This is a genomic window from Alloalcanivorax venustensis ISO4, from assembly GCF_015356855.1.
GTDB lineage: Bacteria > Pseudomonadota > Gammaproteobacteria > Pseudomonadales > Alcanivoracaceae > Alloalcanivorax > Alloalcanivorax venustensis.
The window spans coordinates 1-25,602 of the sequence record NZ_ARXR01000002.1; the positions used below are offsets into that span (position 1 = coordinate 1).

Below are 25,602 nucleotides of genomic sequence, written 5' to 3' on the forward strand. Positions count from 1 at the left end.
TGAGCCATGATCAAACTCTTCAGTTCAGAAAAGCTTTTTAAGTGCCTACGCACTTAGTACATGCTCAGCTCGAAACAAATTCAACTAGGTTGACTTGTTCGAAGCCGATATCTTTTTGAGATACCTGCTCCAAACAGGTCCCACACGTTTGCTTGCCTGATTGTTAAAGAGCTGCGGGGTCGGCGTTGTTGTCGTCGCCCCGTCGAGGAATGCGCATTCTACGGATCGGGCCTTTCCTGTCAAACCTTTTTTGGCGGATTCCTCGAAATTCTTTGCGGTCGGCCAATTTTCATTCAAATCCAGGCCTTAGGGCCCCATTCCTAGCGAATCGTGACCCGCGCGATCTTCTTCTTGCCCGCCTGGATCACCGCGCTTTCGCCACGGGCGAAGGTGCGCTCCTCGGTGAGCTGCTGGCCGTCCACGTAGACCGCGCCCCGCCCGAATACGTCCTTGGCGGCTTTACCATTCTGGGCCAGACCGGCAAGGCGGAGCAACGGCACCACGTGCACCTCGTCGCCCTCCTCCAGGACCACCTCCACTTCCGGGACGTTGTCGGGTATCGCCCCCAGGGAGGTCAGGTTGCCCGCCGAGGAAGGCGCCGCCTGGGCGGCCGCCTCACCGTGGAAGCGGGTGACCATCTCCAGTGCGAACGCTTTTTTGGCCTCCTGCGGGCTGCCCAGCCGGTCCGCTTCCGCCTTGCGCTCTTCCAGAGCCTCATTGGAGAGACCACTGAGCAGTTCGTAGTAGCGCCAGGTCATATCGTCGGGGATCGACAGCAGCTTGCGGTACATCTCCCCGGGGGCGTCGTTAACGCCGACATAGTTCTTCAGCGACTTGGACATCTTCTGGACCCCGTCCAGCCCCTCCAGAATCGGCATGGTCAGGCAGATCTGTGGCGCCTGCCCATAGGCCTTCTGCAGGGTACGCCCCATCAGCAGATTGAACTTCTGATCGGTACCACCCAGCTCCACGTCCGCCTCCATGGCCACCGAATCGTAGCCCTGCACCAGCGGATACAGGAATTCGTGCACCGCGATCGGCTGATTGGCCCGGTAGCGCTTGTCGAAATCGTCGCGCTCGAGCATGCGCGCCACCGTGTACTGGCTGGCCAGCTTGATCATGCCGGCGGCGCCCACCTGATTCATCCAGGTGGAGTTGAACACCACCTCGGTCTTTTCCGGGTCCAGTATCTTGAACACCTGCTCTTTATAGGTTTCCGCGTTGCGCTCGATCTCTTCGGGGGTGAGCGGCGGGCGCGTGGCGCTCTTGCCGGTGGGGTCACCGATCATGCCGGTGAAATCGCCGATCAGGAACATCACATGGTGGCCCAGCTCCTGGAACTGCCGCAGCTTATTGATCAGAACCGTATGGCCCAGGTGCAGATCCGGGGCGGTGGGGTCAAAGCCCGCCTTGACTCTCAAAGGGCGGCCGCTGGCGATGCGCTCGCGCAATTCGTCTTCCTGAATGATCTCATCCGCGCCACGGCGCAGCAGCGCCAGCTGTTCGTCCACCTTGATCATCGTCACCTCATTCACGGCCCGGGAATGGCCGGACCCAGCCTGTTTTAGGAACTTGCCCCGGCGGCACCGGTCTCAAACGCCAACCCGCCGACCACATCTCACCCTGAAAAGCACGCCATTGTAGCACTTGAAGCGGGTTGTAGAAGGCGGGTATCTTTGCTGCAACTAAATGAACGCCCTCGGCGGCGCACCTCAGAGCGTAGTAAAAGCATGAGTATTAAATTATCCGCCCTCGGCCGTGCCGCGCGCCGTTTCCCCCGCACCCATCTGATCCTCTCCGGGGCGCTGGTGATCACGGTGGGGCTGATCGCCCTGACCCCGGAATCCGGAGAGTCCCGCCCGGAACGTCTGCAAACGCTGGACCTGCCCAAGCCGTCGGCCAGCGAGGAACTGGTCCGCCAGGAAAGCGCTCAGCCGGTCGCCGACGTCCGCGCGCCGGCGGAGACGCCCGACGAGGAGCAATGGATCAAGATCACCGTAGCGTCCGGCGACACCCTGTCCGGGCTGCTGCAGTCGCGCGGCGTCAGCGCGGCGCAGGTGCACCGCCTGGTTACCGGTGACGAGCGCCTGGCCGAGCTGGCCACCATCCGCCCCGGCGACTCCCTGAATATTTCCGTGGACGAAGCCGGCGAGCTGACCTCGCTGCGCTACAGCCCGTCCCGGGTGGAAACCGTGGAAGCCACCCTGGAAGACGGCAACTGGCGGGTGGAGAACGTGGTGCGCGAATATCAGCGCCGCACCCGCTTCGCCGAGGCCACCATCGACAACTCCCTGTTCCTGGCCGGCCACGCCGCGGGCATGAGCGACAACCTGACCATGCAGCTGGCCAACATCTTCGGCTGGGACATCGACTTCGTGCTCGACATCCGCAACGGCGACCGCTTCCGGGTGCTCTACGAGGAGCTGTATCTGGACGGCGAGAAGGTCGGCGAAGGCGAAATCATCGCCGCGGAATTCTGGAACCAGGGCCGCCACCTCACCGCCTACCGTTACCAGACCCGCGACGGCGACGTGTCCTACTTCGACAGCGACGGCAACTCCATGCGCAAGGAGTTCATCCGCACCCCGGTGGCCTTCTCGCGCATCAGCTCGCGCTTCAGCACCGGCCGCAAGCATCCGATTCTGAACAAAGTACGCGCCCACAACGGCATCGACTACGCCGCCCCCAGCGGCACCCCGATCAAAGCCGCCGGCAAGGGCAAGGTGATCTTCGCCGGCGTCAAAGGCGGCTATGGCAACGTGCTGATTCTCAAGCACGGCCAGCGCTACTCCACGCTGTACGCCCACATGCGCGGCTTCGCCAAGGGCATTCGCGTCGGCAGCCGGGTGAATCAAAGCCAGACCATCGGCTATGTGGGCGCCTCCGGCCTGGCCACCGGCCCGCACCTGCATTACGAGTTCCGCATCGACGGCGTGCACCGCAATCCGCAGACCGTACCGCTGCCCAAGGCCAGCGGCATCGCCAGCAGCGAGAAGCCCCAGTTCCGTCTTCAGAGCAGCCGTCTGGCGGCGCAAATGACCATGTTCGCCGAGGCCGCCACCCTGGCCAGCAGCAATGTCTTCTGAATCGCTGTTCGTCGGTCTGATGACCGGCACCAGCCTGGACGGCGTGGACGCCGTCCTGGCCAGCGTCACCCACGCCGGCACCCGGGTGCTGGCCCACCACGGCAGCGACCTTCCCAGCGCCCTTCGCGCGGACCTGCAGCGGCTGTGCCGCCCCGGCGACGATGAAATCGACCGGGCCGGCGCCTGCCACCGGGCCCTGGGCGCTCACTATGCGGACGCCGTGGCCGCCCTGCTCAGCAAAGCGAACGTGCCGGCGGGCGCCGTCACCGCCATCGGCTGCCACGGCCAGACCGTGCGCCACCGCCCCGGCGATGCCGGGTTCAGCGTGCAGCTCGGATGCCCGGATACCCTGGCGGTCCGATCCGGCCTGCCGGTGGTCAGCAATTTCCGCAACAAGGACATGGTGCTCGGTGGCCAGGGCGCGCCCCTGGCGCCGCGCTTCCACGAGCACGCCTTCGGTGATCCGCGCGAGCGCCGGGTGGTGCTCAATCTGGGCGGCATCGCCAACGTCTCGCTGCTGGACAAAGGCGCATTGATCGGCGGTTTCGACACCGGCCCCGCCAATACCCTGCTGGACCAGTGGCACCAGCGGCACCAGGGCGGCGACTACGACCCGCGGGGCGACTGGGCCGCCGGCGGCGAGGTGATTCCGGCCCTGCTCGACAGCCTGCTGGGCGACCCCTACTTCCACCTTCCGCCGCCCAAAAGCACCGGCCGGGAGTACTTCCATCAGGACTGGCTCGCCCCCCATCTGGGTGCCGACATGGCACCGCGCGACGTGCAGGCCACCCTCGCGGAGCTGACCGCCCGCACCGTCGCCGAGGCGATCAGCGGGTTCCACGCCGACCGCCTGCTGGTCTGCGGCGGCGGTGTGCATAACCGGGATCTTCTCAACCGGCTCGCCCGGCATTGCGGGCTGCCGGCGGGCAGCACCGAAGACGCCGGTGTCGCACCGGAATGGGTGGAAGCGGCCGCCTTCGCCTGGCTGGCCTGGGCCTTCTGGGAACGGGTGCCGGGCAACGCACCGCAAGTGACCGGCGCCGGCCGGTCGGCGGTGCTCGGCCATCTGAGCCTGCCCTGAATCGCGGGAATTATACGAAGAGCGAGCCGATCATCGCGCAGCTGGTGCCGAGCAAGGCGCCGGCGGCGATATCCGACGGGTAGTGCACGCCGAGCAGCACCCGCGACAACCCCACCAACAGCGCGAACGCCAGCGCCAGCGTCGCCACCACCGGATAGAAGATACCCAGCAGCGTCGCCATCACGAAGGCCGCGGCGGTGTGGCCGGAAGGGAAGCTGAAACGGCCCGCGGGCTTGATGAAGGCGCACAGCGCCATCTCGGAATCGGCGGGTCTGGGGCGTTTGATCAGGTTCTTGAGCACCATGAAGGCCGGCACTTCCAGGCCGTAGGCCACCGCCGCCGCCAGGGCGAAGCGGGTGCCGTCCTCGGGGTCGACCAGCCAGAGCATCGCGACCAGCGCCGCGTAGAAGGGGCCGTCACCGAACCGGGAGATGGCCCTGGCCATGCGGGCGCGGCTGGCGGCGCGGGGTTGGGCCAGCAACCAGCACATGGCGCGGGTATCCGCGGCCGTCATTTTCTGGATGGAAGGTCTCTGTATCGTCATGCCTACAGCCTCCATGCTGCTCAAGACAATATTCTGATACTTTAATGACCGTTAAATGACAGTGCCGGGCCGGCTCACACCGAGAACGACGAACCGCAGCCGCAGGTGGTGGCCGCGTTGGGGTTATTGACGATAAACCGCGAGCCCATCAGGCCCTGCTCGTAGTCCACCTGGGAGCCGTCCAGATATTGGATGCTCATGGCGTCCACCAGCAGCGTCACGTCTTCACGGGCCACCGCCGTATCGTCCTCGTTCACCGCTTCATCAAAGGTGAAGCCGTAGGAAAACCCCGCGCAGCCGCCGCCGGTGATGTACACCCGCAGTTTCAGCTCGGGGTTGCCTTCGTCGTCACGGAGCTCGCGCACCTTGGCGGCGGCCCGTTCGGTCAGGATTATGGGTCCGGATTCGCTCATGTCACTCAATGCCGTTATCACATCGCCATAGTCCAGTACCCGACTATTACAGTCAAGTATTCTCGGGCCGGGCGTCCGCCTCCGCGGGGTCCGCATCCGGCCGGCCACCGGGCTTCTCGGGCGCCGGCAGGTTGCGGCGCTCTTCGTCCAGACGCACCAGCTTGCCGTTCACCCGCGCGCCCATCAGCATCTCGATCATCACGTAGAAGACATTGCCCTCCACCTGGGCCTTGCTGGCCAGTTCCAGATGCTCGGTGGCGTTCACGTCGCCTTCCACCCGGCCGTTGATGGTGATTCTCGGCACGCGGATCTCGCCACGCACCACGCCGCTCTCGCCGATCACCAGCTGGCCACCGTCTTCACCGACGGTGATATTGCCGTCCACTTCGCCCTGAACGTGCAATCCCCCGTTGAACTCAATATCGCCCACGATGCGGGCACTGGGAGCGATCAGGGTGTGATCGCGGAAATTTTGCTGACCACCCGTGCTCTTCTTGTCTCGCCCAATCACCTGTCGTCTCCTGCTTGATTATTCGATACGCCATCACCAAGGAAGGCTCTGAACCACCTCCGCGCGACGCGGCGCGGTGGCTGTCGCGGTCATCTCCAAAGCGTCGATGCGCGTGCCCTCGGGCACCGTCAGCGTACCGGAAAGCTCCTGGAAGTACCGGAAACGGAATCGCAAATCGCTGTTTTCCCCCAACAGCTCACCGCCATCCAGCGTCACCGGCTCGCCGTCACGGGAGCCTTTCAGCGCGAAGCTCACCGTGCCCGACAAGTATCCCCGGTTATCACCGGACTGAACCAGTATCAAACGGTAACGGAAGCGCCGTTCCCCGTTCTCCGGGCTCACCTCGAATTTCTCCACCTGCATGGGCGCGTCGGACGCCCCCGGGGACATCACGTTCTTGTAGAACGCCACCGCCTCTTCCAGTTCCGCGCTCTGATCACGCAGGCCGCGAATCTCCTGGCGCAACTGCTCGCGGGCCTGATCGGCCACCTCCACCTCCGCCCGGTAGCGGGCCAGATCGTGGCGCACGGTGCGTAATTCCTGGCGGGCGTCGCGTAATTCCGCGCGCAGCTCGCTGTTTTTCATGTTGCTGTCCAGGGCACCGCTCTGCCCCAGCCAGGAGCCCGCCAGAAACGCCACGATCACCGCCGCCAGCGCGGTCACTGTCAGCAGCACGCGGGTGCGCCGGCGGTGCGACGGACTCACCGGAACCAGAATGACATCGTCAACGCCCGCTCTGGGCCGGCTTCCCGTCGCCATCAGGGCAGCAACGCGGGGAGATCAATGCCGGCCGTCTCTTCCAGGCCGAACATGAGGTTCATGCATTGGATCGCCTGGCCGGACGCGCCCTTGACCAGGTTATCGATCACCGACAACACCACCAGGACGTCGCCGCCCCCGGGCCGGTGGATCGCCAGCCGGCAATGGTTGGAGCCTTTCACGAAACGGGTCTCCGGATGGCTGCCCTGGGGCATCACGTCGACGAAGGGTTCGTCGGCGTAGCGCGCCTCGAAGGCCGCCTGCACCTGATCCAGCGCCGGGGTGTCGCCGTTGACGGTGGCATACAGGCTGGCATGGATGCCCCGCACCATCGGCACCAGATGCGGCACGAAGGTGACCGACACCGGCCCGCCGGCGATGTCACCCAGGCCCTGCTCGATTTCCGGCAGATGCCGGTGCCCGCCGGCGCCGTAGGCCTTGAAGCTCTCCGACGCCTCCGCCAGCAACATCGGCACCTTGGCGCCGCGTCCGGCGCCGCTGGCGCCGCTGGCGGCACTGGCGATCAGTTGTTCCGGGCGCACCCAGCCGCGCTCCAGCAACGGCAGGTAGCCGAGCTGAATCGAGGTGGGGTAACAGCCGGCGCAGGCCACCAGCCGGGCACCGCGAATGCGTTCGCGGTTCACTTCCGGCAGGCCGTAGACCGCCTGATCCAGCAGTTCCGGGCAGGCATGGGGCTCGCCGTACCACTGGCTCCAGACACCGGCGTCGCGAAGCCGGAAATCCGCCGACAGGTCCACCACCCGGGTGCCGGCGGCCAGCAACTCCGGCACCAGCCGCATGGCGACATTGTGCGGCGTGGCGAAGAACACCACGTCACAAGCCGCCAGCGCGGCCACGTCCGGCTCCTCGAACTTGAGGTCGGTGTAGCCGCGCAGGGTCGGGTACAGATCACTGACCTTCAGGCCCTGCTCGCTGCGCGAGGTAATGGTTTCCAGGCGCACCAGCGGATGCCGCACCAGCAGGCGCAGCAACTCCACACCGGTGTACCCGGTGCCGCCGACAATGCCGACTTTCAAAGGGTTCGCCGCGTCGACCTGGGTCATACCATTACTCCCGTTACTACTTTCCACTAAAGGACCCGCATGATAGGCACCACCGCCATGGGCGGCAACTTCATTGGCCGCCGCCGCGGCCCCGCTCGTCCGCCGGGCCGCTTTCGGTGCTCACCACCCGCGCCCGGTCCAGGGCCATGCCCTCGCCTTCCTGTAGCCGTTCCGCCAGGGAGTCGTAAAGCGGGCGCACCCAGACCAGCTTGGCCACCGCCGCCGCCACGAACGCGCCGGCCATCAGCGGCAACAGAATGTCGTGGCGGTTGCCGGTGAGTTCCATGACGATCACGAAGGAGGTGATCGGCCGCTGGATCACCCCGGCCAGAAAGGCCGCCATCGCCACCAGGGTAACGCCCACCACCGAGGAGTCGGGAAACAGCCCGCCGATCACATTGCCGACGCCAGCGCCGGCGGCCAGGCTGGGGGAAAACAGCCCGCCGGGAATGCCGGTGAAATAGGACACCAGGGTGGCCGCCATCTTGGCGAGCGGGAAACTCCAGTCGCCGTCGGCATCGCCGCTGAGCAGGTGGCGGGCCTGTTCATAGCCGCTGCCGTAGGTCATGCCGCCGGTGACCAGCCCCAGCAGCACCAGCACCAGCGCGCACAGCAACACCACCCGGTAGGGGTGCTTGCGGCCATAGGGCGCCAGAAAACGGCTGCCGGTGATCAGCAGACGGCTGAAAGCCCCGCCCAGCAAGCCGCACACCAGACCGGTGACGCCGATGGCGAGCCAGTCCTGGGTGATGTCCAGCGCCCCCTGGGGATGGCCGAAAAAGCTGTAATGCCCGGCGATCGCCAGCACCACCACGCCGGACAGGATAATCGCCAGAATCAGGGTGCCGCTGGTGCGCTGTTCGAACGAGCCGGACAGCTCCTCGATCGCGAACACGATGCCCGCCAGCGGCGCGTTGAAGGCCGCCGACACCCCGGCGGCGCCGCCGGCCACGATCAGGGCGTTGTCCACGTACTTCTGGTGAAGGCGGCCGACCTGCCCCACCGAGTACATCATCGCCGCGCCCATATGAACGCTGGGCCCCTCGCGGCCGATGCTGGCGCCGCACAGCAGCCCCATGCAGGTGAGCGCGAACTTCATGACGATAACGCGGAACGACAGAAAGGTGGGCCGCAGCCAGTGGTAGCGCTGCTTGAGCACCACCAGTACCTGGGGAATACCGCTGCCCTGGGACTCGGCGCCGGTGCGGCGCATCACGAACACGGTCGCCAGCATCCCCAGCGGGGTGATCAGCACCGGCCACAACGACGAGTGCCGCTCCATCTCGGCGAACGCCTCGGCGCACAGTTCCGCCACCCAGGCGAACCCCACGGTGACCAGACCGACCATCAGCGCGCCGATCCAGAACACCACCCGCATCTTCCAGTCCTGGAGGGTGCCCAGCTGCCGACGGGACAGACGCCGGGTGCGAAACAGATAGTATCGCAGCAGGCGGCTGGCGCGCGGTGGCTTGGTCACGGCATCCTCTTTTGTGTCAGATCGGCGTCAGCGGCTGGCACCGGGAGTGGCGGAACAGGGTCCGGAAGCGGCCCGCGGCCTCGGCGGCGCGGGACGATACAAGCAAGGCGCTGTAGTATACAGCGGCTAGCGGGTGACACTCCAACGCGGTGCACCCCCGACCACCCTGCGTACCGGGAGAACCCTACAATGCTCTGGCTGAAAGCGTTCCATCTTATTGCCGTGATTTGCTGGTTCGCGGCGATCTTTTATCTGCCCCGCCTGTTCGTCTACCACGCCATGGCCGAGGACCAGACCAGCCGCGACCGCTTCAAGATCATGGAGCGCAAGCTCTACCGGGGCATCATGAACCCGTCCATGATCGCCACCCTGGTGCTGGGCATCTGGATGCTGGCGCTGAACTGGGACTACTACAAAACCCAGGGCTGGCTGCACGCCAAGATCACCCTGGTGGTGCTGCTGATCGGCTACCATCACGTCTGTCTGGCCTACCTGAAGAAGTTCGCCGCCGACGCCAACACCAAGAGCGACAAGTTCTACCGTATCTTTAACGAAGTGCCGGTGTTACTGCTGGTGGCGATTGTTATCCTGGCGGTGGTGAAACCGTTTTGAGCGTATTCAATGAGACCTAATATTCTTGTCATCGCGGGCCACGACCCGTCCGGTGGCGCCGGCATCCACGCCGACATCGAGGCGATCCAAAGCACCGGCGGCTTCGCCAGCACGCTGATCACCGCGCTGACGGTACAAAACAGCCGCAAGGTCAGCAGCTTTCAACTGACCCCGCTGGAGCTTCTTGAACAGCAGGCGAACGCCCTGCTCGCCGATTATGAGTTCCAGGCGGTGAAGATCGGCATGACCGGCTCGGTGGCCACGGTGGAATGGATCGCCCGCCTGCTGGCCCGCCTGCCCGGCGTGCCCGTGGTCCTGGACCCGGTGCTCGCCGCCGAGTCCGGCGGCAGCCTGGCGCAGGGCGATCTCAACGAGGCCCTGATGGACCGGGTCGCCCCCCAGGCCACCGTGCTCACGCCCAACCTCCCCGAAGCCGGCCAACTGAGCGGCGAAACAGGGGTAGCCGAGGCGGGCGCCGCGCTCACCCGGCGCTGCGGCCGCGCGGTGCTGGTGACCGGGACCCACGACGACACCGACCAGGTCGCCAACCACCTGTTCCAGGGCGAGCACCACCGCCAATGGGAATGGCCGCGCCTGCCGGAGGTGTACCATGGCTCCGGCTGCTCGCTGGCCTCGGCGATCGCCAGCCTGCTGGCCCGCGGCCTGCCCCTGGAAGACGCCGTCGGCGACGCCCAGGCGTGGCTGCACCGCACCCTGCAGCACGCCTGGCAGCCCGGCGGCGGCCAGTTCGTACCGGACCGGAGCCTGACACCATGAGCCAGCCCCTGCAGGGCCTCTACGCCATCACCGATCCGCAGCTGACGCCCGGCGACCGCGTGCTCAGCGCCGCCGAAGCGGCCCTGCGCGGCGGCGCCACGCTGCTGCAGTACCGCGACAAACCTGCCGACGCCGACACCCGCCGCCACCGGGCCGCGCGGCTGGCGCTGCTGTGCAAGGACTACGGCGCGCGCTTTATCGTCAACGACGACGCCGCCCTGGCGGCGGAAGTGGAAGCCGACGGCGTGCACCTGGGCCAGAGCGACGGCGCGGTCGGCCGCGCGCGCATGCTGCTCGGCGACGACAAGCTGATCGGCGTGTCCTGCCATGGTCGTCTTGATCTGGCGCAAAAAGCCGCCGACGAGGGCGCCGACTATCTCGCCCTGGGCCGCTTTTTCGAATCGCGCACCAAGCCGGGCGCGCCGCCCGCGTCCCTGGACACCCTGCGCGAAGCACGCCGCCGCTTCTCCCTGCCGCTGGTGGCGATCGGCGGAGTGAATCCGCATAATGCCCGGCAACTGATCGAGGCCGGCGCCGACCTGGTGGCCGTTATCCACGCCCTGTTCGGCCACGCCGACGACGCCGACGTGGAAGCCGCCGCCCGGCGGCTGCACGCCGCCTTCCCGGCGCCCCCCTTCAAGGAGTCCCAATGAGTCGCAAGCATTCCGAACAACTGTTCCGCCGTGCCCAGAAACACATCCCCGGTGGCGTTAATTCCCCGGTCCGCGCCTTTAAGGGCGTGGGCGGCACACCGGTGTTCTTCCGCCACGCGGAAGGCCCCTATCTGTTCGACGAGGACGACAACCGCTACGTGGATTACGTCGGCTCCTGGGGGCCGATGATCCTCGGCCACAACAACCAGGAAGTGCGCGAAGCGGTGCTCAAGGCGGTGGCCGACGGCCTCAGCTTCGGCGCCCCCACCGCCGCCGAGGTGGACATGGCCGACCTGGTCTGCGAGATGGTGCCGTCCATGGACATGGTGCGCATGGTCAACTCCGGCACCGAAGCGGTGATGAGCGCGCTGCGCCTGGCGCGCGGCCACACCGGCCGCGACAAGGTGATCAAATTCGAGGGTTGCTACCACGGCCACGTGGACAGCCTGCTGGTGAAAGCCGGCTCCGGCGCGCTGACCCTGGGCACCCCCAGCTCACCGGGCGTGCCCAAGGCAGTCACCGACGACACCCTGACCCTCAACTTCAACGACGCCGGCGGCCTGGCCGAAGTGTTCAAGGCCCAGGGCGACCAGATCGCCGCCGTGATCGTCGAGCCGGTGGCCGGCAACATGAACTGCGTGCCGCCCACCCAGGGCTTTCTGGAAGCCCTGCGCGAGCAGTGCGACCAGTACGGCGCGGTGCTGATTTTCGACGAAGTGATGACCGGCTTCCGGGTCGCCCGGGGCGGCGCCCAGGCCCGCTACGGCGTGACCCCGGACCTCACCACCCTGGGCAAGATCATCGGCGGCGGCATGCCGGTGGGCGCGCTGGGTGGCAAACGGGAAATCATGGAAAAGCTGTCACCGCTGGGCCCGGTCTATCAGGCCGGCACCCTGTCCGGTAACCCGGTGGCCATGGCGGCCGGCCTGGCGACGCTGAAACAGCTGCGCCGCGACGGCTTCTACGAAGAGCTGGAAGCGAAAACCGAACGGCTCACCGCGGGCCTGGCCGAAGCCGCCCGGGGCGCCGGCGTCGGCTTCCACACCACGCAGGCGGGCGGCATGTTCGGCCTGTTCTTCACCGACCAGACCCGCATCAGCCGCTTCGACGAGGTCATGGCCTGCGACCAGCCGCGCTTCAACGGCTTCTTCCACGCCATGCTGGACCGCGGTGTCTATCTGGCGCCCAGCGCCTTCGAAGCCGGCTTCGTGTCGATCACCCACAGCGACGACGACATCGACACCACCATCCAGGCCGCCCGGGACGCCTTCAACACGCTTTAATGGGGCTCAGCGGGCTAGCATGGTGGTAGCTTGTGGGAGCGGGCCCTGCCCGCGAAAGGGAGCGAAGCTCCCGGCAGGATGCCAGAGTCCCCTCTAACGGCAGCTCAAACAAGGTCTCTGGAATCCTGCCGGCCGGCAAAGCCGGCCTTTCGCTTGCAAGGCAAGCTCCCACAAACCGAGCTTCGTAGCAGCCCTGGCGATGAATCTTCCAAGGAGCTCCGGGTCAACGAGCCAGAACAGCACACTGGCCCGCGGTCAGCGCCAGCAGATCCACCGCCGCCATCTCGATTTCCAATCCACGCCGGCCGGCGCTCATGTACAGGGTATCGAAACTCAGAGCGCTCTGATCCAGCCACAGCGGCAGGCGTCGTTTTTGCCCCAGCGGACTGATGCCACCCAGCACATAGCCGGTGACCCGTTGCGCCAGATCGGCGTCGGCCATCTGCGCCTTCTTGCCGCCGGCCGCCTTGGCCAGCGCTTTCAGATCAAGGCTCAGGTGCACCGGCACCATGGCCACCTGGGGCTGATCGTCGACCACCGCCAGCAGCGTCTTGAACACGCGGCGCGGGTCCAGATCCAGAAGCTCCGCGGCCTCCAGGCCGTAGCTTTCGGCACCGGGGTCGTGCTGGTAGCGGTGCAGCCGGAAATCGACGCCGGCGTCCTCCGCCATTTTTACCGCCGGGGTCATGCGCGGTCCGGCTGCCGCAGGGCCTGGGCCCGCGCGCGCGCTTCATCGGCGCCGCTGCGGTCGCCCTGCTCGGCGCGGGCGGCGGCCACCAGCTCCCACAGCTCGGCGCGGTAGTCGTCGTTATCCGGCGCCAGGCGCAGGGCGCGCTGGGCAAAGCCTTCGGCGGCATGGCCATCGCCCTCTTCCAGCCGCAGCAGCGCCAGCTCGCGGTACAGCCACGAGGAGTTGGGCGCCATGGTCAGCGCCCGTTCCAGGTAGCGGCTGGCCGCGCCGGTCTCTCCCTGGGCACGGGCCTGCTCGGCGCGGCTCAGCAGCGCCATCGCCGGAGACCCTTGCAACTCGGTGTCGGCGGTGACCGGCTCCGCTTTCTCCGCCGGCGGCGTCACCGCGCAGCCGGACAGCAACAGCACCGCCAGCAGCGTTAGTCGAACCAGCCCTTGAACCATTCCACCACTCCTTCCTTAACCTGGGTCGCGCTACCGCAACCGTCGCTTTGCTCCGGGATGGAGGCCTCCAGCATCGGGTATTCCCGCGCCCCGGAACAGCCTTTGCCACTGGTTTTCTCCCCGGAGGGATCCATCCACACCTCTTCCACGCCCGGCGGCGGCACCTGGGACAGGCTGGTCTGCGGCAGGCCGGCCATCAGCCGGCTCCACACCGGGAGCGCGCCGGACGAGCCGGTCACACGGGCGTTTTCGTTGTTGTCACGGCCCACCCAGACCACCGACAGGTGGTTGCCGGAGAAGCCGGCGAACCAGGCGTCCCGGTATTCATCACTGGTGCCGGTCTTGCCGGCCACTTTCAGGTCCGCGGGCAGCACCGAGCGGGCGGAACGGGCGGTGCCCTTCTCCACCACCTGCTGCATGCCCCACTGAATCAGATAGGCCGGCCCGGAATCGATCACCTCTTCGGTGTCCACCGGATAGCGGGCCAGCGGCTCGCCGTCCTTATCGAGCACATCGGTGATCGAACGCAACGGCGTGGCGAAGCCGCCGGTGGCGAGCGGCTGGTACAGCATCGCCACCTCGAAGGGCGTCATGCCGATGCTGCCGAGCAGAATACTGGGGTAGGCCGGAACGGTCTTTTTCACGCCCAGCTGGGACAGAGTCCGGACCACCGCGTCCGGCCCCACGTCCATGCCCAGGCGCACGGTGGCCTGGTTGCGTGAATAGGCCAACGCGTCGACCAGCGGGATGGGGCCCTTGGATTCGCCGTCGAAGTTCTGCGGGGTCCACTTCTTGCCGGTGGTCAGCGGCACGGTGATCGGCTCGTCCGCCACCGGGGTGGCCAGGCTGTAGCGCTTGGGCCGCTGCAGCGCGGTGAGCATCACCACCGGCTTGACCAGCGAGCCCATCGGCCGGGTGGCGTCCAGGGCGCGGTTGAAACCCTGGGCGCGGGACTCGCGGCTGCCCACCAGCGCCAGCACGTCGCCCTGGGCCGGCGCCACCACCACCACCGCGCCGTTGAGCGCGTCGCCGGAGGCGTCCAGGCTGTTGAGGTGCTCACTGAGCGCCTTCTCGGAGGCCAGCTGCGCCAGCACGTCCAGGGTGGAGTGAATCCGCAGGCCCTCCTCGCCCAGCACGTCGGCCGGATAATCCCGGGCCAGCTGACGGCGCACCAGATCAATGAACGCCGGGAAGGCGTACAGCGGCGACGCGCCGCGCGGCACCACTTCCAGATCCCGTTCGCGGAAACGCCGGTACTCCTGATCGCTCAGCGCGCCCTCTTCCAGGGCCACTTTGAGCACCGTGTTGCGACGCGCCAGGGAACGCTCCGGATTACGGCGCGGGTCGTAGTAGCTGGGGCCCTTCAACAGGGCCACCAGGGTGGCGAGCTGGTGGGGCTCCAGCTCTTCCAGCGGTCGCCCGAAATAGAACTGGGCGCCCAGCCCCATGCCGTGGATGGCGCGCTTGCCGTCCTGGCCCAGGTACACCTCGTTAAGATAGGCCTCGAGGATCTGCTCTTTGCTGTAGTGCAGCTCCAGCAACACCGCCATCGGCATTTCCACCAGCTTGCGGGCGAGAGTGCGGTCCTGCGTGAGCCAGAAATTCTTCACCAGCTGCTGGGTCAGGGTGCTGCCGCCCTGCACCAGGCCGCCGGCTTTGACGTTGGCCACCATGGCGCGCGCCAGCCCCCGCGGCGAGACCCCGTGGTGCTCATAGAAATCACGGTCCTCGGTGGCCAGCAGCATCTGCACCAGCAGCGGCGGCACCCGGTCCAGGGGCACGAACACCCGGTCCTCGGTGTGGCCGGGGTGGATGCTGCCGATTTGCAGCGGCTCCAGCCGGGCCAGTGAATCGCCGTCGTTGCTGTCCAGCGCGCTGATCTGTCCGCCGCCGAGCGTGACGCGGATGCGCTGGGCCGGCTCGCCGCCGTCGCTGTCGCGGAAACCACGGGTATGGATCACCAGGGTGTTGCCGTCGGTGGTGTAGCTGCCCGGGGTGGGCGCGCCACCGGCGCGACGGTAGCGCATCAACTCCAGCATCTTGAGCATGTCGTTGCGCGCCAGGACCCGGCCGGGATACAACTCCACCGGACGCGCGTAAACGCGCGCCGGCAACTGCCAGACGTGGCTGTCGAACCGGTCGCGCACATAGGCGTCCAGATAGGCCAGCCCGGCGGCCGCCAGCACCAGCAGCACCACCGAGACCTTGGCGATGAACCGCCAGCTGAACCAGCGCCGACCCGCGGACCGGTTGTTTCGTTTGTTTCCCGACTTAGCGGGGCGGCGCGCGGACCCTTTACGGGCGGACGCCGGCTTTTTCGCATTCTTCGCCATGGTCGCGAGTATAGTGAGACGGTGGCCGGGAGCCTACGCAAGAAAACCCGGTTTTACACTGTTATCGGTGTCTTTATGAGTGGCGTCACAGTCACCGGGCGGGCAAACCCGGTTTGGCATGGGAGGTCGGCGCCACCATAATGGCCTCTTTTGTTAACCGGCCCGGAGTCCGCATGGAAAAGAAATACCACGTTTACGCCCTCGGCAATGCCCTGGTGGATACCGAAGTGGAAGTAACCGATGAATTCCTGACCCGTCTGGATTTGAGCAAGGGCCTGATGACGCTCGTCGATGAGGCGCGCCAGCAGGAGCTGGTGGCGGCGCTGGCCGGCGAAGCCGAACCCCACAAGCACACCTGCGGCGGCTCCGCCTGCAATACGGTGGTGGCGGCACGCCACTTCGGCGGCCGAGGCTACTACGCCTGCAAGGTGGCCGCCGACGACACCGGTGACTTTTTCGTGCGCGACCTGCAGGCCGCCGGCGTCGACACCAACATGACCGGCACCCGCGAGGACGGTGTGTCCGGCAAATGCCTGGTGATGATCACACCGGACGCGGAACGCACCATGCACACCTTTCTGGGCATCTCCCAGTCGGTCGGCGAACAGGAACTGGACGAAGACGCCATCGCCGCCTCCGAGTTCGTCTACCTGGAAGGCTATCTGGTGAGCTCCGACAGCGCCCGCGCCGCCGCCGTCCGTCTACGCCAGCTGGCGGAAAAGCACGGCGTGCGCACTTCGCTGACGTTCTCCGATCCGGCGATGGTGCAGTTCTTCCGCGACGGCCTGGCGGAAATGCTGGGCGACGGCGTCGACCTGTTGTTCTGCAATGAGGCGGAAGCCCTCGGCTACACCGACACCGACAGCCCGCAGGCCGCGCTGGAGGCGCTGAAGCCGCTGTGCCGCGCCCTGGTGATGACGCGCGGCGCGGAAGGCGCGCTGATCTGGGACGGCGAGCGGGTCCACCAGGTCGACGCGACGCCGGTTAAAGCCATCGACACCAACGGCGCCGGCGACATGTTCGCCGGCGCGTATCTGTACGCCCTCACCCACGGCCATGACCACGCCACCGCCGGCCGGCTGGCGGCCGCCGCCAGCTCGCGGCTGGTCACCGAATTCGGCCCGCGCCTCCCCGCCGAGGCGCATCTGGAAGTGCGCAAGCAGGTACTGGGCGAATAAAAAAGGGGGAGCCATGCAAGCAGTCTGCAAAACCGAGGACATCGGCGAGGAAAGCGCCCGGGAATTCATGGTCGGCGAGCAGTCGGTGATCGTGGTCAAATTCGACGGCCAGTTCCATGCGTACCTGAACTGGTGTCCGCACCTGGGCATTGAACTGAACTTCATACCCGACCAGTTCATGGACGACGACGGCCGCTTTCTGGTGTGCGCCAACCACGGCGCCCTGTTTGAACCGGAAAACGGCGCCTGTCTGTCCGGCCCCTGCAGCGGCGACAGCCTCACCGCGGTACCGCTGGACGTCCGCGACGGGGAAATCTGGGTGGGCAACGCCGAAGCCACCGCTTAACCGAGCATTCGTCATGACCGACCAGGAAGGCTCCACCCATCCGTTCGACGCCCTCACCCCGGACGTGATTCTCGACGCCGTGGACAGCGCCGGCTTCGTCACCGACGGCCGACTGATGGGGCTCAACAGCTTCGAAAACCGGGTCTATCAGGTCGGTTTGGAAGACACCACGCCGGTGGTGGTGAAGTTCTACCGGCCGCAGCGCTGGAGCGACGCCCAAATTCTCGAGGAGCACGCCTTCAGCCGCTTCCTGCGCGAGCAGGAACTGCCGGTGGTGGCGCCCCTGGCCAACGACCGCGGCGAGACCCTGTTCTACCACGCCGGCTTCCGTTTCACGGTGTTCCCGCGCCAGGGCGGCCATGCCCCGGAACTGGACAACGCCGACCACCTGCTGGTGCTGGGCCGCACCCTGGCCCGCTGGCACGCGGCCGGCAACGACCGCCCCTTCCAGACCCGCCCGGCCATCGACATCATCGCCGACTGCCGGGCCGCCGTGGACTACGTCAATCAGGGCGTGGTCGACCCCAACTTCTCGGGGCGCTACCGGGACCTGGGCGGGGCACTGATCGAGGCCATGGAGCGGCGGCTGGACGGGATCACCTGGCAGGCCATCAACGTGCACGGCGACTGCCACACCGGCAATATTCTGTGGCGCGACGACCTGCCCCACTTCGTGGATCTGGACGACAGCGTGCGCGGCCCCGCCATGCAGGATCTGTGGATGCTGCTCTCCGGCGACGCGGAGGAGAACAGCCAGCAACTGCGCACCCTGTCCGAGGGCTATGAAACCTTCCTGCCGTTTCCCTGGGAGCAGCGCCGCCTGATCGAGCCGCTACGGGCCCGGCGCATGCTGCGCCACAGCGCCTGGCTGGCGCAGCGCTGGGACGACCCGGCGTTCCCGCTGGCGTTTCCCTGGTTCGACTCGCCGCGCTACTGGCAAGACCACATCAATGATCTCGAGCAGGAGCTGGCCACCATGCAGCGCCTGCTCGAACCCTGACACCGTCAGGGCAGCACCACCGGCACCGGCGCATCCAGCACGAATTCGCCGGTGCTCATCCGCGTGCGCCAGGCCAGGATCTCCACCCCGGCGCCCGCCGCCTCCCGCAGCAGCTGCCCGTACACCGGGTCCACATCGTCGGCGGGCCCGGCGGAACGGGCGCCGCCGTGCTGCACACAGAAGAACAGCACCGCCCGGTACCCCTCCCGCGCGGCGGCCGTCAAGGTACGCAAATGCTTCTGGCCGCGCTCGGTCACCGAGTCCGGGAAACGAATCTCGCCACTGTCCACCTCGCCCGGGGCCGGCCCCAGGGTCACGTTCTTGACCTCGATAAAGGTGTGCGGCGCGGCGCGCTCGCCCAGGGCCAGATCGAAGCGGCTCTCCGCGAACGTCACTTCGCGCTCCACGCCGTCCGCCGGGGACAGGCCGTCGATGCGGCCGGCGCTCAGCGCCTCGGCCACCAGAGCGTTGGTGCGGCCAGTGTTCACCCCCGCCCAGTAACCGTGCGCCACCCGCACCGCTTCCAGGGTGTGGCGGTATTTGCGCTTGGGGTTGCCGCTGTCGGAGATCAGCGCCGCCTGTTCCTGGCCGGGCAGCACGCAGTTTTTCATCGAGCCGGTGTTGGGGCAGTGCACCGTGGTCTCGCTGCCGTCGGGCAGACGTACATCGGCGAGAAAGCGCTTGTAGCGGCGCAGCAGCGTCACCTCGCGCAGAGGGGGATCAAAATTCACGGTCTCTCCAGATAGGCGCGCAGCCGCTCAAGGGCTTCGTGCAGGCGGCTTTCCTCGCAGGTATAGGCGAGTCGCAGATAGCGTTCGGGATGATGGTGGGCGCCGAAATCCAGCCCCGGCGTGAGCGCCACCCCGGTGCGTTCCAGCAGGTCCCGGCAGAACGCGAAGCTGTCGTCGGTGTGCGCACTCACATCCAGATACAGGTAGAAGGCGCCCTCGGCGCCGCCCACCACCGGCAGGCCCATGCCGGGCAGGGCCTCCATCAGCAGGGTGCGGCGCCGGTCGAGAAGCTGGCGCCTCTGCTCGGCGATCGCCAGGCTCTCCTCGCCGAAAGCGGCCATGGCGGCGTGCTGGGCCACCGTGGACGGCGCCAGAAACCAGTTCTGCGCCAGCCGCTCGATGGCCGGCACCCAGGCTTGCGGCGCCACCAGCCAGCCCAGCCGCCAGCCGGTCATGCCGAAGTACTTACTGAAGCTGTTGATCACCACCGCCTCGTCGCCGTGGCGCAGGACCGTATCCGCCGGCGCCCCGTAACAGAGCCCCTGATAGATCTCGTCCACCACCAGGGTGCCGCCGCGCGCTCTGCAGTCGCGGGCCAGGCGCGCCAGCCCCGCACCGTCGGTGCGGTTGCCGGTGGGGTTGTCCGGGCTGGCCACCATTGCCACCCGGGTGCGCTCGGTCCAGGCCGCCTCGAGGGTGTCGGCGGTCAGCCGGAAGCCGTCTTCGGGCCTCAACGGCAGGGGGCGGGGCACGCCGCCGAACAGGGTCACGAACTGGCGGTTGCAGGGGTAGCCCGGGTCACACAGCAGCACCTCGTCGCCGGCGTTCAACAGGGCGCCCATAATCAATTGCAGCGCTCCCGAAGCGCCCGGCGTCACCACCACCTGGGCCGGGCTCACCGAGGCGCCGAGCCGATCACGGTAGTCCCGGGCAATGGCTTCGCGCAGCGCGGGCAGGCCGGCGGCGGGCGTGTAACGCGTCTGGCCGCGGTCCAGGGCGCGCCGCGCCGCGTCCATGATCGGGGCGGCGCAGGGAAAATCCGGCTCGCCCACTTCCAGGTGCAGGATGTCGTGGCCGGCGGCTTCCAGGGCCTGGGCCCGCTCCAGCAACGCCATGACATGAAACGGCGGCGCCTGTTCGGCAAGATGAGACAAGATGGGACGGTTCAAGAAAAACCCCTTTCCTGTGGCCTGGGTGTCGTTATAATCCCGTGGTTTCGCCACGCAATGCGTGCGCGGGCAAGGGAACGCCCCCGCTTCGCAAGCCGCGCCAACAGCGAATCTCGCCGGAAAAACCGCGACTGTGCTGAATAGTGACAAGGCTTGCAATAAAGCGGTAAGGTCGAAGGTTACACTATTATCTGTCCTGGATTGGGCGGCCCTGTGCAAGGGCGGCTGTCGCCTGCAGGGATCTGGGCTCTTAGGTAGCGAGTCGTGACTATGTTAAGGGAGTTGATCAAAATGGCCACCGGTAGCAAGAGCAAGAAGAAAACGGCCAGCAAGGCGGGCAGCGCGGCTTCCAAAAAAGCCACCACGAAAACGACGACGGCTAAAAAAGCGGTCGCCAAGAAAGCGGCCGTAAAGAAGGCCCCGGCTAAAAAAGCCGCCGCCAAGACCACCCCGAAACGCGCCACGGCCGCCCCCACCAGGAAAACCACCGCTACCCAAGCGGCCGCCAAAAAGGCGACCGCGAAAAAAGCCGCGGTAAAGAAACCGGCGGCGAAGAAGACCACGGTGAAAAAAGCCGCAACCGCTCCGGCCAAGAAAGCCGCCAGCAAAAAGCCGGCGAGCAAACCGGCGGCCAAAAAGGCCGCAGTGAAGAAGGCCGCAGTGAAGAAGACCGCCGCGAAAAAGCCCACGGCGAAGAAAGCCGCCGTGAAGAAAGCCGCGACCGCTAAATCCGCGACAACGCCGAAAGCACCGGCCAAACAGAGCGCGGCCCAAAAGGCGCCGGCAAAAACCGCCGCCGGCAAAGCCGCCAAACCCGTCGCAAAAAAGGCGGCGGCGAAGAAAAGCACCGCTCGGAAGACTAGCGCCGCGCCGGCCACGAACCCCAATCGTCCGGCCTCCGCCCAACCGAGCCGCACGCGTTCCCCGGGGACCGCCAGGAGGGCTACCGGCAGCATGGACAGGCCGCCGTCCCGTTCTCCATCTTCCAATCAGGTGACATCCAAGGTGAAGAAATCCGCATCCTCCGCCACCAAGGCGGAAACGCTCATTCATGGTTTTACGCCTTACACGCCCAACCAAGGCGAGGAGTACATGAACGAAGCACAGCGCGCCCATTTCCGTCAGATTCTGCTGGCCTGGCGCCAGGAACTGATGGAGGAAGCCGACCGCACCATGCACCACCTCCAGGACGAAGTGGCCAACCTGCCGGACCCGGCCGACCGGGCCACCCAGGAAGAAGAATTCGCTCTGGAGCTGCGCACCCGCGACCGCGAGCGCAAGCTTCTCAAGAAGATCGAAAAAGCGCTCGACCAGATCGACAAGGACGATTACGGCTTCTGTGATGCCTGCGGCATCGAAATCGGCATCCGCCGCCTGGAAGCCCGCCCCACCGCCGAGCTCTGCATCGACTGCAAGGAACTGGCGGAAATCAAGGAAAAACAGCTGGCCGGGTGAACCGGCCGTACCGGGGGCGCTTCGCCCCCACGCCATCGGGGCCGCTGCATTTCGGCTCGCTGGTAACGGCGCTGGCCGGCTGGCTGGACGCCCGTTACCACGGCGGCCAGTGGCTGCTGCGCATCGACGATCTGGATCCACCCCGCCAGCAACCGGGGGCAGTGGACACCATCCTGCGGCAACTGGACGCCTTTCAACTGCACTGGGACGGCGAGCCTGTCTATCAAAGCCGGCGCAGCGATCGCTATCAGCGGGCGGTGGACACCCTGCTGGCGGGGGGCAAGGCGTTTTACTGCACCCTGTCGCGCAAACAACTGAAAGCCCTGGATCACATTCACCCCGGCCCCGCCGTGGCCCAGCCGCCGGGGCCGGACCGCGCGGTGCGTCTGGCGGTGCCCGACACGCCGCGGTGGCTTGACGACCGGCTGCAGGGCCGGGTGCACGCCGATCTGGCCCTGGAGGGCGGCGCCTTCGTGATACGTCGCCGCGACGGGCTGTTCGGCTACCAGCTGGCGTGCGCGCTGGACGACGCGGAAATGGCGATCACCGACGTGGTCCGCGGCAGCGACCTGCTGTCTTCCACCCTGCGCCAGCAGTGGGTGCTGGAGTGCCTGGGCAAGGCCGCGCCATGCTACGCTCATCTGCCGGTGGTGATGGATCCGGCCGGAGGCAAGATGAGCAAGTCCGCCGGCGCCGCCGCCCTCGACAGTGAACGGCCCGGCGGCTTCCTGTTCACCGCTCTCGGCTATGTCGGGCTGACACCGCCGTCGACACTGCGCGACGCCGGCGTGGCGGAGCAACTGGCCTGGGCCCGCGCGAACTGGACGCCGGCCCATCAGCCCGGCGGGCGCCGGCTGCCGCCGCCCTCGATTTAGGAAGCGACCATGTACACCGACCGGCTGCTGATCATTTTCATTCTCGGCACCTATCTGTTGTCACCGTCCCTGATCGACTGGTGGAGCGAAGGCGGCCGCGCCTGGTACCGCCCCTATCTGGTCTGGCTGGGGCTGATCGCATTGAGCTACTGGATCGCCAGGAGTCGGGATGTCGATGGCCTATAGTGTCAGCGATCTGATTCTGATCGCCGGCGCCTACCTGCTGTTTCTGTTCCTGGTGGCGTGGATCACCGAGAAGGGGTGGATCCCGGCGCGTCTGGTACGCCATCCGGCGGTCTATGTGTTTTCCCTGGGCGTCTACGCCAGTGCCTGGGCGATCTACGGCTCGGTGGGCTACGCCCACGACTACGGCTACAACTTTCTCGCCTACTTCCTGGGTATCTCCGGTGTGTTCCTGCTGGCGCCGATACTACTGGCGCCGATACTGCGGCTCACCACCACCTATCAGCTCAGCTCCCTGGCCGATCTGTTCGCGTTCCGCTACCGCAGCCGCCTGGCCGGCGCACTGACCACCGTGATGATGGTGGTCGGCATGCTGCCGCTGCTGTCGATGCAGATTAAAGCGGTGGCCGAGTCGATCCAGATTCTCACCGGCGAGCCGGACCCGGCCTGGGTGGCGTTCTGGTTCTGCCTGCTGATCACACTGTTCGCGATTCTGTTCGGCGCCCGCCATGCCACCGCCCGCGAACGCCACGAAGGCCTGGTGGTGGCTATCGCCACCGAGTCCCTGATCAAGGTGGCGGCGTTCGCGGCGGTGGCGCTGATCGGCCTGTTCGGCGTGTTCGACGGGCCCAGCGGCCTGGGCGTGTGGCTGGATCAGCACCCGGAGATGCTCTCGCGTCTCTACGCGCCGCTGCAGGACAACACCTGGCACAGCCTGATCATGGCGTTTTTCGTGTCCGCCGTGGTGATGCCGCACATGTTCCACATGGCGTTCACGGAAAACCTTAACCCGCGCGCCCTGGTGTCGGCGAGCTGGGGGCTGCCGCTCCTGTTTCTGGTGATGGCGCTGTGCGTGCCGATCATTCTGTGGGCGGCGCTGGCCAGCAACGCCACCACCTCGCCGGACTACTTCACGCTCGGCGTGGGCCTGGCCAATGGTGGCGGCGGCGCCGTGCTGGGGTATCTGGCCGGGCTGGCCGGCGCCAGCGGCATGCTGATCGTCGCCATCCTGTCGTTGTCGGGCATGTGCCTGAACCATCTGATCCTGCCCGCCAGCCCGCTCAATTCCGCCCAGGACCTGTACCGGAATCTGCTCTGGACCCGGCGCGTGCTGATCGCCGCGATTCTCGCCCTGGCCTATGTGTTCTACCGCCTGGCCGGGCCCAATCATTCGGCGGTGGAACTGGGTGTGTTGTCGTTCGTGGCCGCGCTGCAATTCGTGCCCGGCCTGATCGGCACCCTGTTCTGGCCGTCCGGCAACCGCAACGGCCTGTACGCGGGGCTGTGCGCCGGCTTCGCGGTGTGGCTGGCGGCGCTGCTGCTGCCCATGGTGTACCCGGACTGGCACGCCCAGCACCTGGTGGAAATGTTCGGCCTGCGCCGGGCCGAAGGCGCCGACCACTGGAACCAGGTGGCGATCGTGTCGGTGGCCCTCAACGGCGTGGTGTACGCGATCATCTCCATCGTCACGCCCATGTCCCGGTCGGAGCGCACCGCCGCCGAAGCCTGCGCGGTGGACAGCCTGCGCCGCCCCTACCGCTGGGATCTCAGCGCGCAGACCGTGGACGAGTTCGTCACCGCGCTGAGCGGGCCGCTGGGGCCCGGCACCGCCGCCCGGGAAGTGGACATGGCCCTCGGCGACCTGCAACTGAATGCCAACGAAACACGGCCCTACGCGCTGCGGCGTCTGCGTGACCAGCTGGAGACCAACCTCTCCGGCCTGCTGGGGCCGTCCGTGGCCCATCAACTGATGGACGACAACCTGCCCTACAAGCCCCAGGACGGCGAATCCAGCGAGGACATCCAGTTCATCGAATCGCGCCTGGAGCAGTACCGCGACCGCCTCTCCGGACTGGCCGCGGAGCTGGACAGCCTGCGCCGCTTCCACCGCCAGACCCTGCTGGAGCTGCCCATGGGCGTGATTTCCCTGGGCGGCGACGGCGAGATCATCGGCTGGAACCGGGCGGTGGAGGACCTCACCGGCATCGACGCCGAGCACACCATCGGCTCGCGGCTGGCGCATCTGCCGGCGCCCTGGGGCGACCTGCTCTCGGAGTTCGGGCGCGGCGAAGCCATGCACGAGCCGCAGCGCCATCTGGAGGTGGACGGCCAGTCCCGCTGGATCAGCCTGCACAAATCGCTGATCCAGAGCCCGGGCCCCAGCGAGCAGGCCGGCGGCCTGGTGCTGGTGCTGGAGGACATCACCGAACTGCGGCAGATGGAATCCCACCTGGCCCACAACGAGCGCCTGGCGTCCATCGGCCGGCTGGCGGCGGGCGTGGCCCACGAGATCGGCAACCCGGTGACCGCCATCGCCTGTCTGGCACAGAACCTGGACGGCGAATGCGACCGCGAGGAGCAGACTCTCAGCGCCAGCCAGATCATGGAGCAGACCCGCCGCATCACCCGTATCGTCGAATCCCTGGTCACGTTCAGCCACTCCGGCGGCCTGCGCGATACCATCCAGGGTCCGGTGAACGTGGCCGCCACCGCCGCCGAGGCCATTGCGCTGCTACTGCTCGACCCGGACCATCGGGCACAGCGCTTTGAGAACCACTGCGCGCCGGATCTGGAAGTGATCGGCGACCCCCAGCGCCTGCTGCAGGTGTTCGTCAACCTGCTCGGCAACGCGGCGGACGCCAGCGACCCGGACGACGCGATCCGCGTGCTCAGTGAAGAGCACGGCGACAAGGTACGCATCCAGGTGGAGGATCGCGGCCACGGCATTCCCGAGGAATTGCGTGCCGCCCTGTTCGAGCCGTTTGTTACCAGCAAACCGCCCGGCAGAGGCACGGGGCTGGGTCTGGCGCTGGTTTACAGTATTATCGAGGACCACCACGGCACGGTATGGGTGGAAAGCCCCATCGACGGCGACCGTGGAACCCGCTTTATCATCGAGCTGCCGCGCTTCAGCGCCGGCGACTTGAGCACGCATTAA

Annotated in this window: 26 protein-coding genes; 13 read left to right on the forward strand and 13 right to left on the reverse strand. The window is 66.8% G+C overall.

The genetic code is table 11. The features are described from left to right. Positions 1–320 precede the first annotated feature (320 nt). On the reverse strand, positions 321–1,520 hold the full coding sequence (gene tyrS, locus ISO4_RS01240; RefSeq protein WP_194854880.1) for a tyrosine--tRNA ligase: 1,200 nt from the start codon (positions 1,518–1,520) through the stop codon (positions 321–323). A gap of 210 nt (positions 1,521–1,730) precedes the next feature. Between tyrS and ISO4_RS01245 the strand changes: the two genes are divergently transcribed. After that, positions 1,731–3,086, forward strand: a complete 1,356-nt coding sequence (locus ISO4_RS01245) for an OapA family protein (protein ID WP_194854881.1) — start codon at positions 1,731–1,733, stop codon at positions 3,084–3,086. Continuing rightward, a complete protein-coding gene (locus tag ISO4_RS01250) occupies positions 3,076–4,167 on the forward strand; it encodes an anhydro-N-acetylmuramic acid kinase (RefSeq protein ID WP_194854882.1) in 1,092 nt (363 codons plus the stop codon). The genes ISO4_RS01245 and ISO4_RS01250 overlap by 11 nt, the downstream gene beginning before the upstream one ends. A gap of 10 nt (positions 4,168–4,177) precedes the next feature. Here the strand turns inward: ISO4_RS01250 and ISO4_RS01255 are convergent, their stop codons facing one another. From ISO4_RS01255 to ISO4_RS01280, 6 genes are all read right to left on the reverse strand, one after another. Next, positions 4,178–4,711: a phosphatase PAP2 family protein gene (locus tag ISO4_RS01255; RefSeq protein ID WP_228547828.1), complete on the reverse strand. Its 534-nt coding sequence runs from the start codon at positions 4,709–4,711 to the stop codon at positions 4,178–4,180. 74 nt (positions 4,712–4,785) lie between these two features. Next, complete coding sequence (gene erpA, locus ISO4_RS01260) at positions 4,786–5,124, reverse strand: iron-sulfur cluster insertion protein ErpA (protein ID WP_067604808.1); 339 nt, start codon at positions 5,122–5,124, stop codon at positions 4,786–4,788. A 52-nt stretch (positions 5,125–5,176) separates the two neighbouring features. After that, complete coding sequence (locus ISO4_RS01265; protein ID WP_142948339.1) at positions 5,177–5,635, reverse strand: bactofilin family protein; 459 nt, start codon at positions 5,633–5,635, stop codon at positions 5,177–5,179. A gap of 33 nt (positions 5,636–5,668) precedes the next feature. Beyond that, the gene (locus ISO4_RS01270; protein ID WP_194854883.1) at positions 5,669–6,310 is read right to left on the reverse strand and encodes a DUF6776 family protein; all 642 of its coding nucleotides are present in this window, start codon (positions 6,308–6,310) and stop codon (positions 5,669–5,671) included. 83 nt (positions 6,311–6,393) lie between these two features. Continuing rightward, on the reverse strand, positions 6,394–7,458 hold the full coding sequence (gene argC, locus ISO4_RS01275) for an N-acetyl-gamma-glutamyl-phosphate reductase (RefSeq protein ID WP_142948337.1): 1,065 nt from the start codon (positions 7,456–7,458) through the stop codon (positions 6,394–6,396). A gap of 70 nt (positions 7,459–7,528) precedes the next feature. Beyond that, positions 7,529–8,935, reverse strand: coding sequence for a chloride channel protein (locus tag ISO4_RS01280; protein WP_194854884.1), 1,407 nt, complete (start codon positions 8,933–8,935; stop codon positions 7,529–7,531). A gap of 189 nt (positions 8,936–9,124) precedes the next feature. Here ISO4_RS01280 and hemJ point away from each other — a divergent pair, with 189 nt between their 5' ends. Genes hemJ through hemL form a run of 4 tightly spaced genes read left to right on the forward strand, consistent with a single transcriptional unit; the run spans position 9,125 to position 12,260 of the window. Beyond that, a complete protein-coding gene (gene hemJ, locus ISO4_RS01285; RefSeq protein WP_142948335.1) occupies positions 9,125–9,547 on the forward strand; it encodes a protoporphyrinogen oxidase HemJ in 423 nt (140 codons plus the stop codon). A 9-nt stretch (positions 9,548–9,556) separates the two neighbouring features. After that, positions 9,557–10,324 carry a bifunctional hydroxymethylpyrimidine kinase/phosphomethylpyrimidine kinase gene (thiD, locus tag ISO4_RS01290; protein WP_194854885.1) on the forward strand — a complete coding sequence of 256 codons (768 nt, stop codon included), beginning with the start codon at positions 9,557–9,559 and terminating at the stop codon, positions 10,322–10,324. Beyond that, the gene (thiE, locus tag ISO4_RS01295; RefSeq protein ID WP_194854886.1) at positions 10,321–10,977 is read left to right on the forward strand and encodes a thiamine phosphate synthase; all 657 of its coding nucleotides are present in this window, start codon (positions 10,321–10,323) and stop codon (positions 10,975–10,977) included. Before thiD ends, thiE begins: the two co-directional genes overlap by 4 nt. After that, a complete protein-coding gene (hemL, locus tag ISO4_RS01300; protein ID WP_194854887.1) occupies positions 10,974–12,260 on the forward strand; it encodes a glutamate-1-semialdehyde 2,1-aminomutase in 1,287 nt (428 codons plus the stop codon). The genes thiE and hemL overlap by 4 nt, the downstream gene beginning before the upstream one ends. A 223-nt stretch (positions 12,261–12,483) precedes the next feature. On the opposite strand, the gene ybaK is transcribed toward hemL, so the two are convergent. From ybaK to mrcB, 3 genes are read right to left on the reverse strand one after another with little or no spacing between them, the layout of a single operon-like run. Continuing rightward, a complete protein-coding gene (gene ybaK, locus ISO4_RS01305) occupies positions 12,484–12,948 on the reverse strand; it encodes a Cys-tRNA(Pro) deacylase (protein ID WP_194854888.1) in 465 nt (154 codons plus the stop codon). After that, on the reverse strand, positions 12,945–13,394 hold the full coding sequence (locus ISO4_RS01310; RefSeq protein ID WP_194854889.1) for a tetratricopeptide repeat protein: 450 nt from the start codon (positions 13,392–13,394) through the stop codon (positions 12,945–12,947). Before ISO4_RS01310 ends, ybaK begins: the two co-directional genes overlap by 4 nt. Next, the gene (gene mrcB, locus ISO4_RS01315) at positions 13,370–15,727 is read right to left on the reverse strand and encodes a penicillin-binding protein 1B (protein WP_194854890.1); all 2,358 of its coding nucleotides are present in this window, start codon (positions 15,725–15,727) and stop codon (positions 13,370–13,372) included. The genes ISO4_RS01310 and mrcB overlap by 25 nt, the downstream gene beginning before the upstream one ends. A gap of 173 nt (positions 15,728–15,900) precedes the next feature. Between mrcB and ISO4_RS01320 the strand changes: the two genes are divergently transcribed. From ISO4_RS01320 to ISO4_RS01330, 3 genes are read left to right on the forward strand one after another with little or no spacing between them, the layout of a single operon-like run. Then, entirely contained in the window at positions 15,901–16,905 is a 1,005-nt protein-coding gene (locus ISO4_RS01320) for an adenosine kinase (RefSeq protein WP_194854891.1), read from the forward strand. A gap of 13 nt (positions 16,906–16,918) precedes the next feature. Then, on the forward strand, positions 16,919–17,251 hold the full coding sequence (locus ISO4_RS01325; protein WP_194854892.1) for a Rieske (2Fe-2S) protein: 333 nt from the start codon (positions 16,919–16,921) through the stop codon (positions 17,249–17,251). Positions 17,252–17,264: 13 nt separating this feature from the next. Continuing rightward, positions 17,265–18,251: a serine/threonine protein kinase gene (locus ISO4_RS01330; RefSeq protein ID WP_194854893.1), complete on the forward strand. Its 987-nt coding sequence runs from the start codon at positions 17,265–17,267 to the stop codon at positions 18,249–18,251. A gap of 5 nt (positions 18,252–18,256) precedes the next feature. Here ISO4_RS01330 and sfsA read toward each other — a convergent pair whose 3' ends face one another. From sfsA to ISO4_RS01345, 3 genes are all read right to left on the reverse strand, one after another. After that, positions 18,257–18,982 carry a DNA/RNA nuclease SfsA gene (sfsA, locus tag ISO4_RS01335; RefSeq protein ID WP_194854894.1) on the reverse strand — a complete coding sequence of 242 codons (726 nt, stop codon included), beginning with the start codon at positions 18,980–18,982 and terminating at the stop codon, positions 18,257–18,259. After that, positions 18,979–20,097, reverse strand: coding sequence for an aminotransferase class I/II-fold pyridoxal phosphate-dependent enzyme (locus tag ISO4_RS01340; RefSeq protein ID WP_194855009.1), 1,119 nt, complete (start codon positions 20,095–20,097; stop codon positions 18,979–18,981). Before ISO4_RS01340 ends, sfsA begins: the two co-directional genes overlap by 4 nt. 233 nt (positions 20,098–20,330) lie before the next feature. Continuing rightward, positions 20,331–21,107 carry a hypothetical protein gene (locus tag ISO4_RS01345; RefSeq protein WP_194855015.1) on the reverse strand — a complete coding sequence of 259 codons (777 nt, stop codon included), beginning with the start codon at positions 21,105–21,107 and terminating at the stop codon, positions 20,331–20,333. 136 nt (positions 21,108–21,243) lie between these two features. On the opposite strand from ISO4_RS01345, the gene dksA reads away from it, so the two are divergent. From dksA to ISO4_RS01365, 4 genes are read left to right on the forward strand one after another with little or no spacing between them, the layout of a single operon-like run. Further along, positions 21,244–21,606, forward strand: a complete 363-nt coding sequence (dksA, locus tag ISO4_RS01350) for an RNA polymerase-binding protein DksA (RefSeq protein WP_228547840.1) — start codon at positions 21,244–21,246, stop codon at positions 21,604–21,606. Continuing rightward, positions 21,603–22,481, forward strand: a complete 879-nt coding sequence (gene gluQRS, locus ISO4_RS01355; protein WP_194854895.1) for a tRNA glutamyl-Q(34) synthetase GluQRS — start codon at positions 21,603–21,605, stop codon at positions 22,479–22,481. The genes dksA and gluQRS overlap by 4 nt, the downstream gene beginning before the upstream one ends. 9 nt (positions 22,482–22,490) lie before the next feature. Then, on the forward strand, positions 22,491–22,667 hold the full coding sequence (locus tag ISO4_RS01360; protein ID WP_185956885.1) for a hypothetical protein: 177 nt from the start codon (positions 22,491–22,493) through the stop codon (positions 22,665–22,667). Continuing rightward, complete coding sequence (locus tag ISO4_RS01365; protein ID WP_323745320.1) at positions 22,657–25,602, forward strand: sensor histidine kinase; 2,946 nt, start codon at positions 22,657–22,659, stop codon at positions 25,600–25,602. The genes ISO4_RS01360 and ISO4_RS01365 overlap by 11 nt, the downstream gene beginning before the upstream one ends.

Bases quoted from the DNA above. Each gene is read 5' to 3' on its own strand.
- ybaK (WP_194854888.1), bottom strand. From the start codon at position 12,948: ATGACCCCGGCGGTAAAAATGGCGGAGGACGCCGGCGTCGATTTCCGG.
- ISO4_RS01245 (WP_194854881.1), top strand. From the start codon at position 1,731: ATGAGTATTAAATTATCCGCCCTCGGCCGTGCCGCGCGCCGTTTCCCC.
- ISO4_RS01250 (WP_194854882.1), top strand. From the start codon at position 3,076: ATGTCTTCTGAATCGCTGTTCGTCGGTCTGATGACCGGCACCAGCCTG.
- tyrS (WP_194854880.1), bottom strand. From the start codon at position 1,520: ATGATCAAGGTGGACGAACAGCTGGCGCTGCTGCGCCGTGGCGCGGAT.
- argC (WP_142948337.1), bottom strand. From the start codon at position 7,458: ATGACCCAGGTCGACGCGGCGAACCCTTTGAAAGTCGGCATTGTCGGC.
- ISO4_RS01310 (WP_194854889.1), bottom strand. From the start codon at position 13,394: ATGGTTCAAGGGCTGGTTCGACTAACGCTGCTGGCGGTGCTGTTGCTG.
- ISO4_RS01340 (WP_194855009.1), bottom strand. From the start codon at position 20,097: ATGGCGTTGCTGGAGCGGGCCCAGGCCCTGGAAGCCGCCGGCCACGAC.
- erpA (WP_067604808.1), bottom strand. From the start codon at position 5,124: ATGAGCGAATCCGGACCCATAATCCTGACCGAACGGGCCGCCGCCAAG.
- ISO4_RS01345 (WP_194855015.1), bottom strand. From the start codon at position 21,107: ATGCTGCCGGTAGCCCTCCTGGCGGTCCCCGGGGAACGCGTGCGGCTC.
- ISO4_RS01360 (WP_185956885.1), top strand. From the start codon at position 22,491: ATGTACACCGACCGGCTGCTGATCATTTTCATTCTCGGCACCTATCTG.
- hemJ (WP_142948335.1), top strand. From the start codon at position 9,125: ATGCTCTGGCTGAAAGCGTTCCATCTTATTGCCGTGATTTGCTGGTTC.
- ISO4_RS01320 (WP_194854891.1), top strand. From the start codon at position 15,901: ATGGAAAAGAAATACCACGTTTACGCCCTCGGCAATGCCCTGGTGGAT.
- thiD (WP_194854885.1), top strand. From the start codon at position 9,557: ATGAGACCTAATATTCTTGTCATCGCGGGCCACGACCCGTCCGGTGGC.
- ISO4_RS01365 (WP_323745320.1), top strand. From the start codon at position 22,657: ATGGCCTATAGTGTCAGCGATCTGATTCTGATCGCCGGCGCCTACCTG.
- hemL (WP_194854887.1), top strand. From the start codon at position 10,974: ATGAGTCGCAAGCATTCCGAACAACTGTTCCGCCGTGCCCAGAAACAC.
- ISO4_RS01325 (WP_194854892.1), top strand. From the start codon at position 16,919: ATGCAAGCAGTCTGCAAAACCGAGGACATCGGCGAGGAAAGCGCCCGG.
- dksA (WP_228547840.1), top strand. From the start codon at position 21,244: ATGAACGAAGCACAGCGCGCCCATTTCCGTCAGATTCTGCTGGCCTGG.
- ISO4_RS01255 (WP_228547828.1), bottom strand. From the start codon at position 4,711: ATGACGATACAGAGACCTTCCATCCAGAAAATGACGGCCGCGGATACC.
- ISO4_RS01330 (WP_194854893.1), top strand. From the start codon at position 17,265: ATGACCGACCAGGAAGGCTCCACCCATCCGTTCGACGCCCTCACCCCG.
- thiE (WP_194854886.1), top strand. From the start codon at position 10,321: ATGAGCCAGCCCCTGCAGGGCCTCTACGCCATCACCGATCCGCAGCTG.
- mrcB (WP_194854890.1), bottom strand. From the start codon at position 15,727: ATGGCGAAGAATGCGAAAAAGCCGGCGTCCGCCCGTAAAGGGTCCGCG.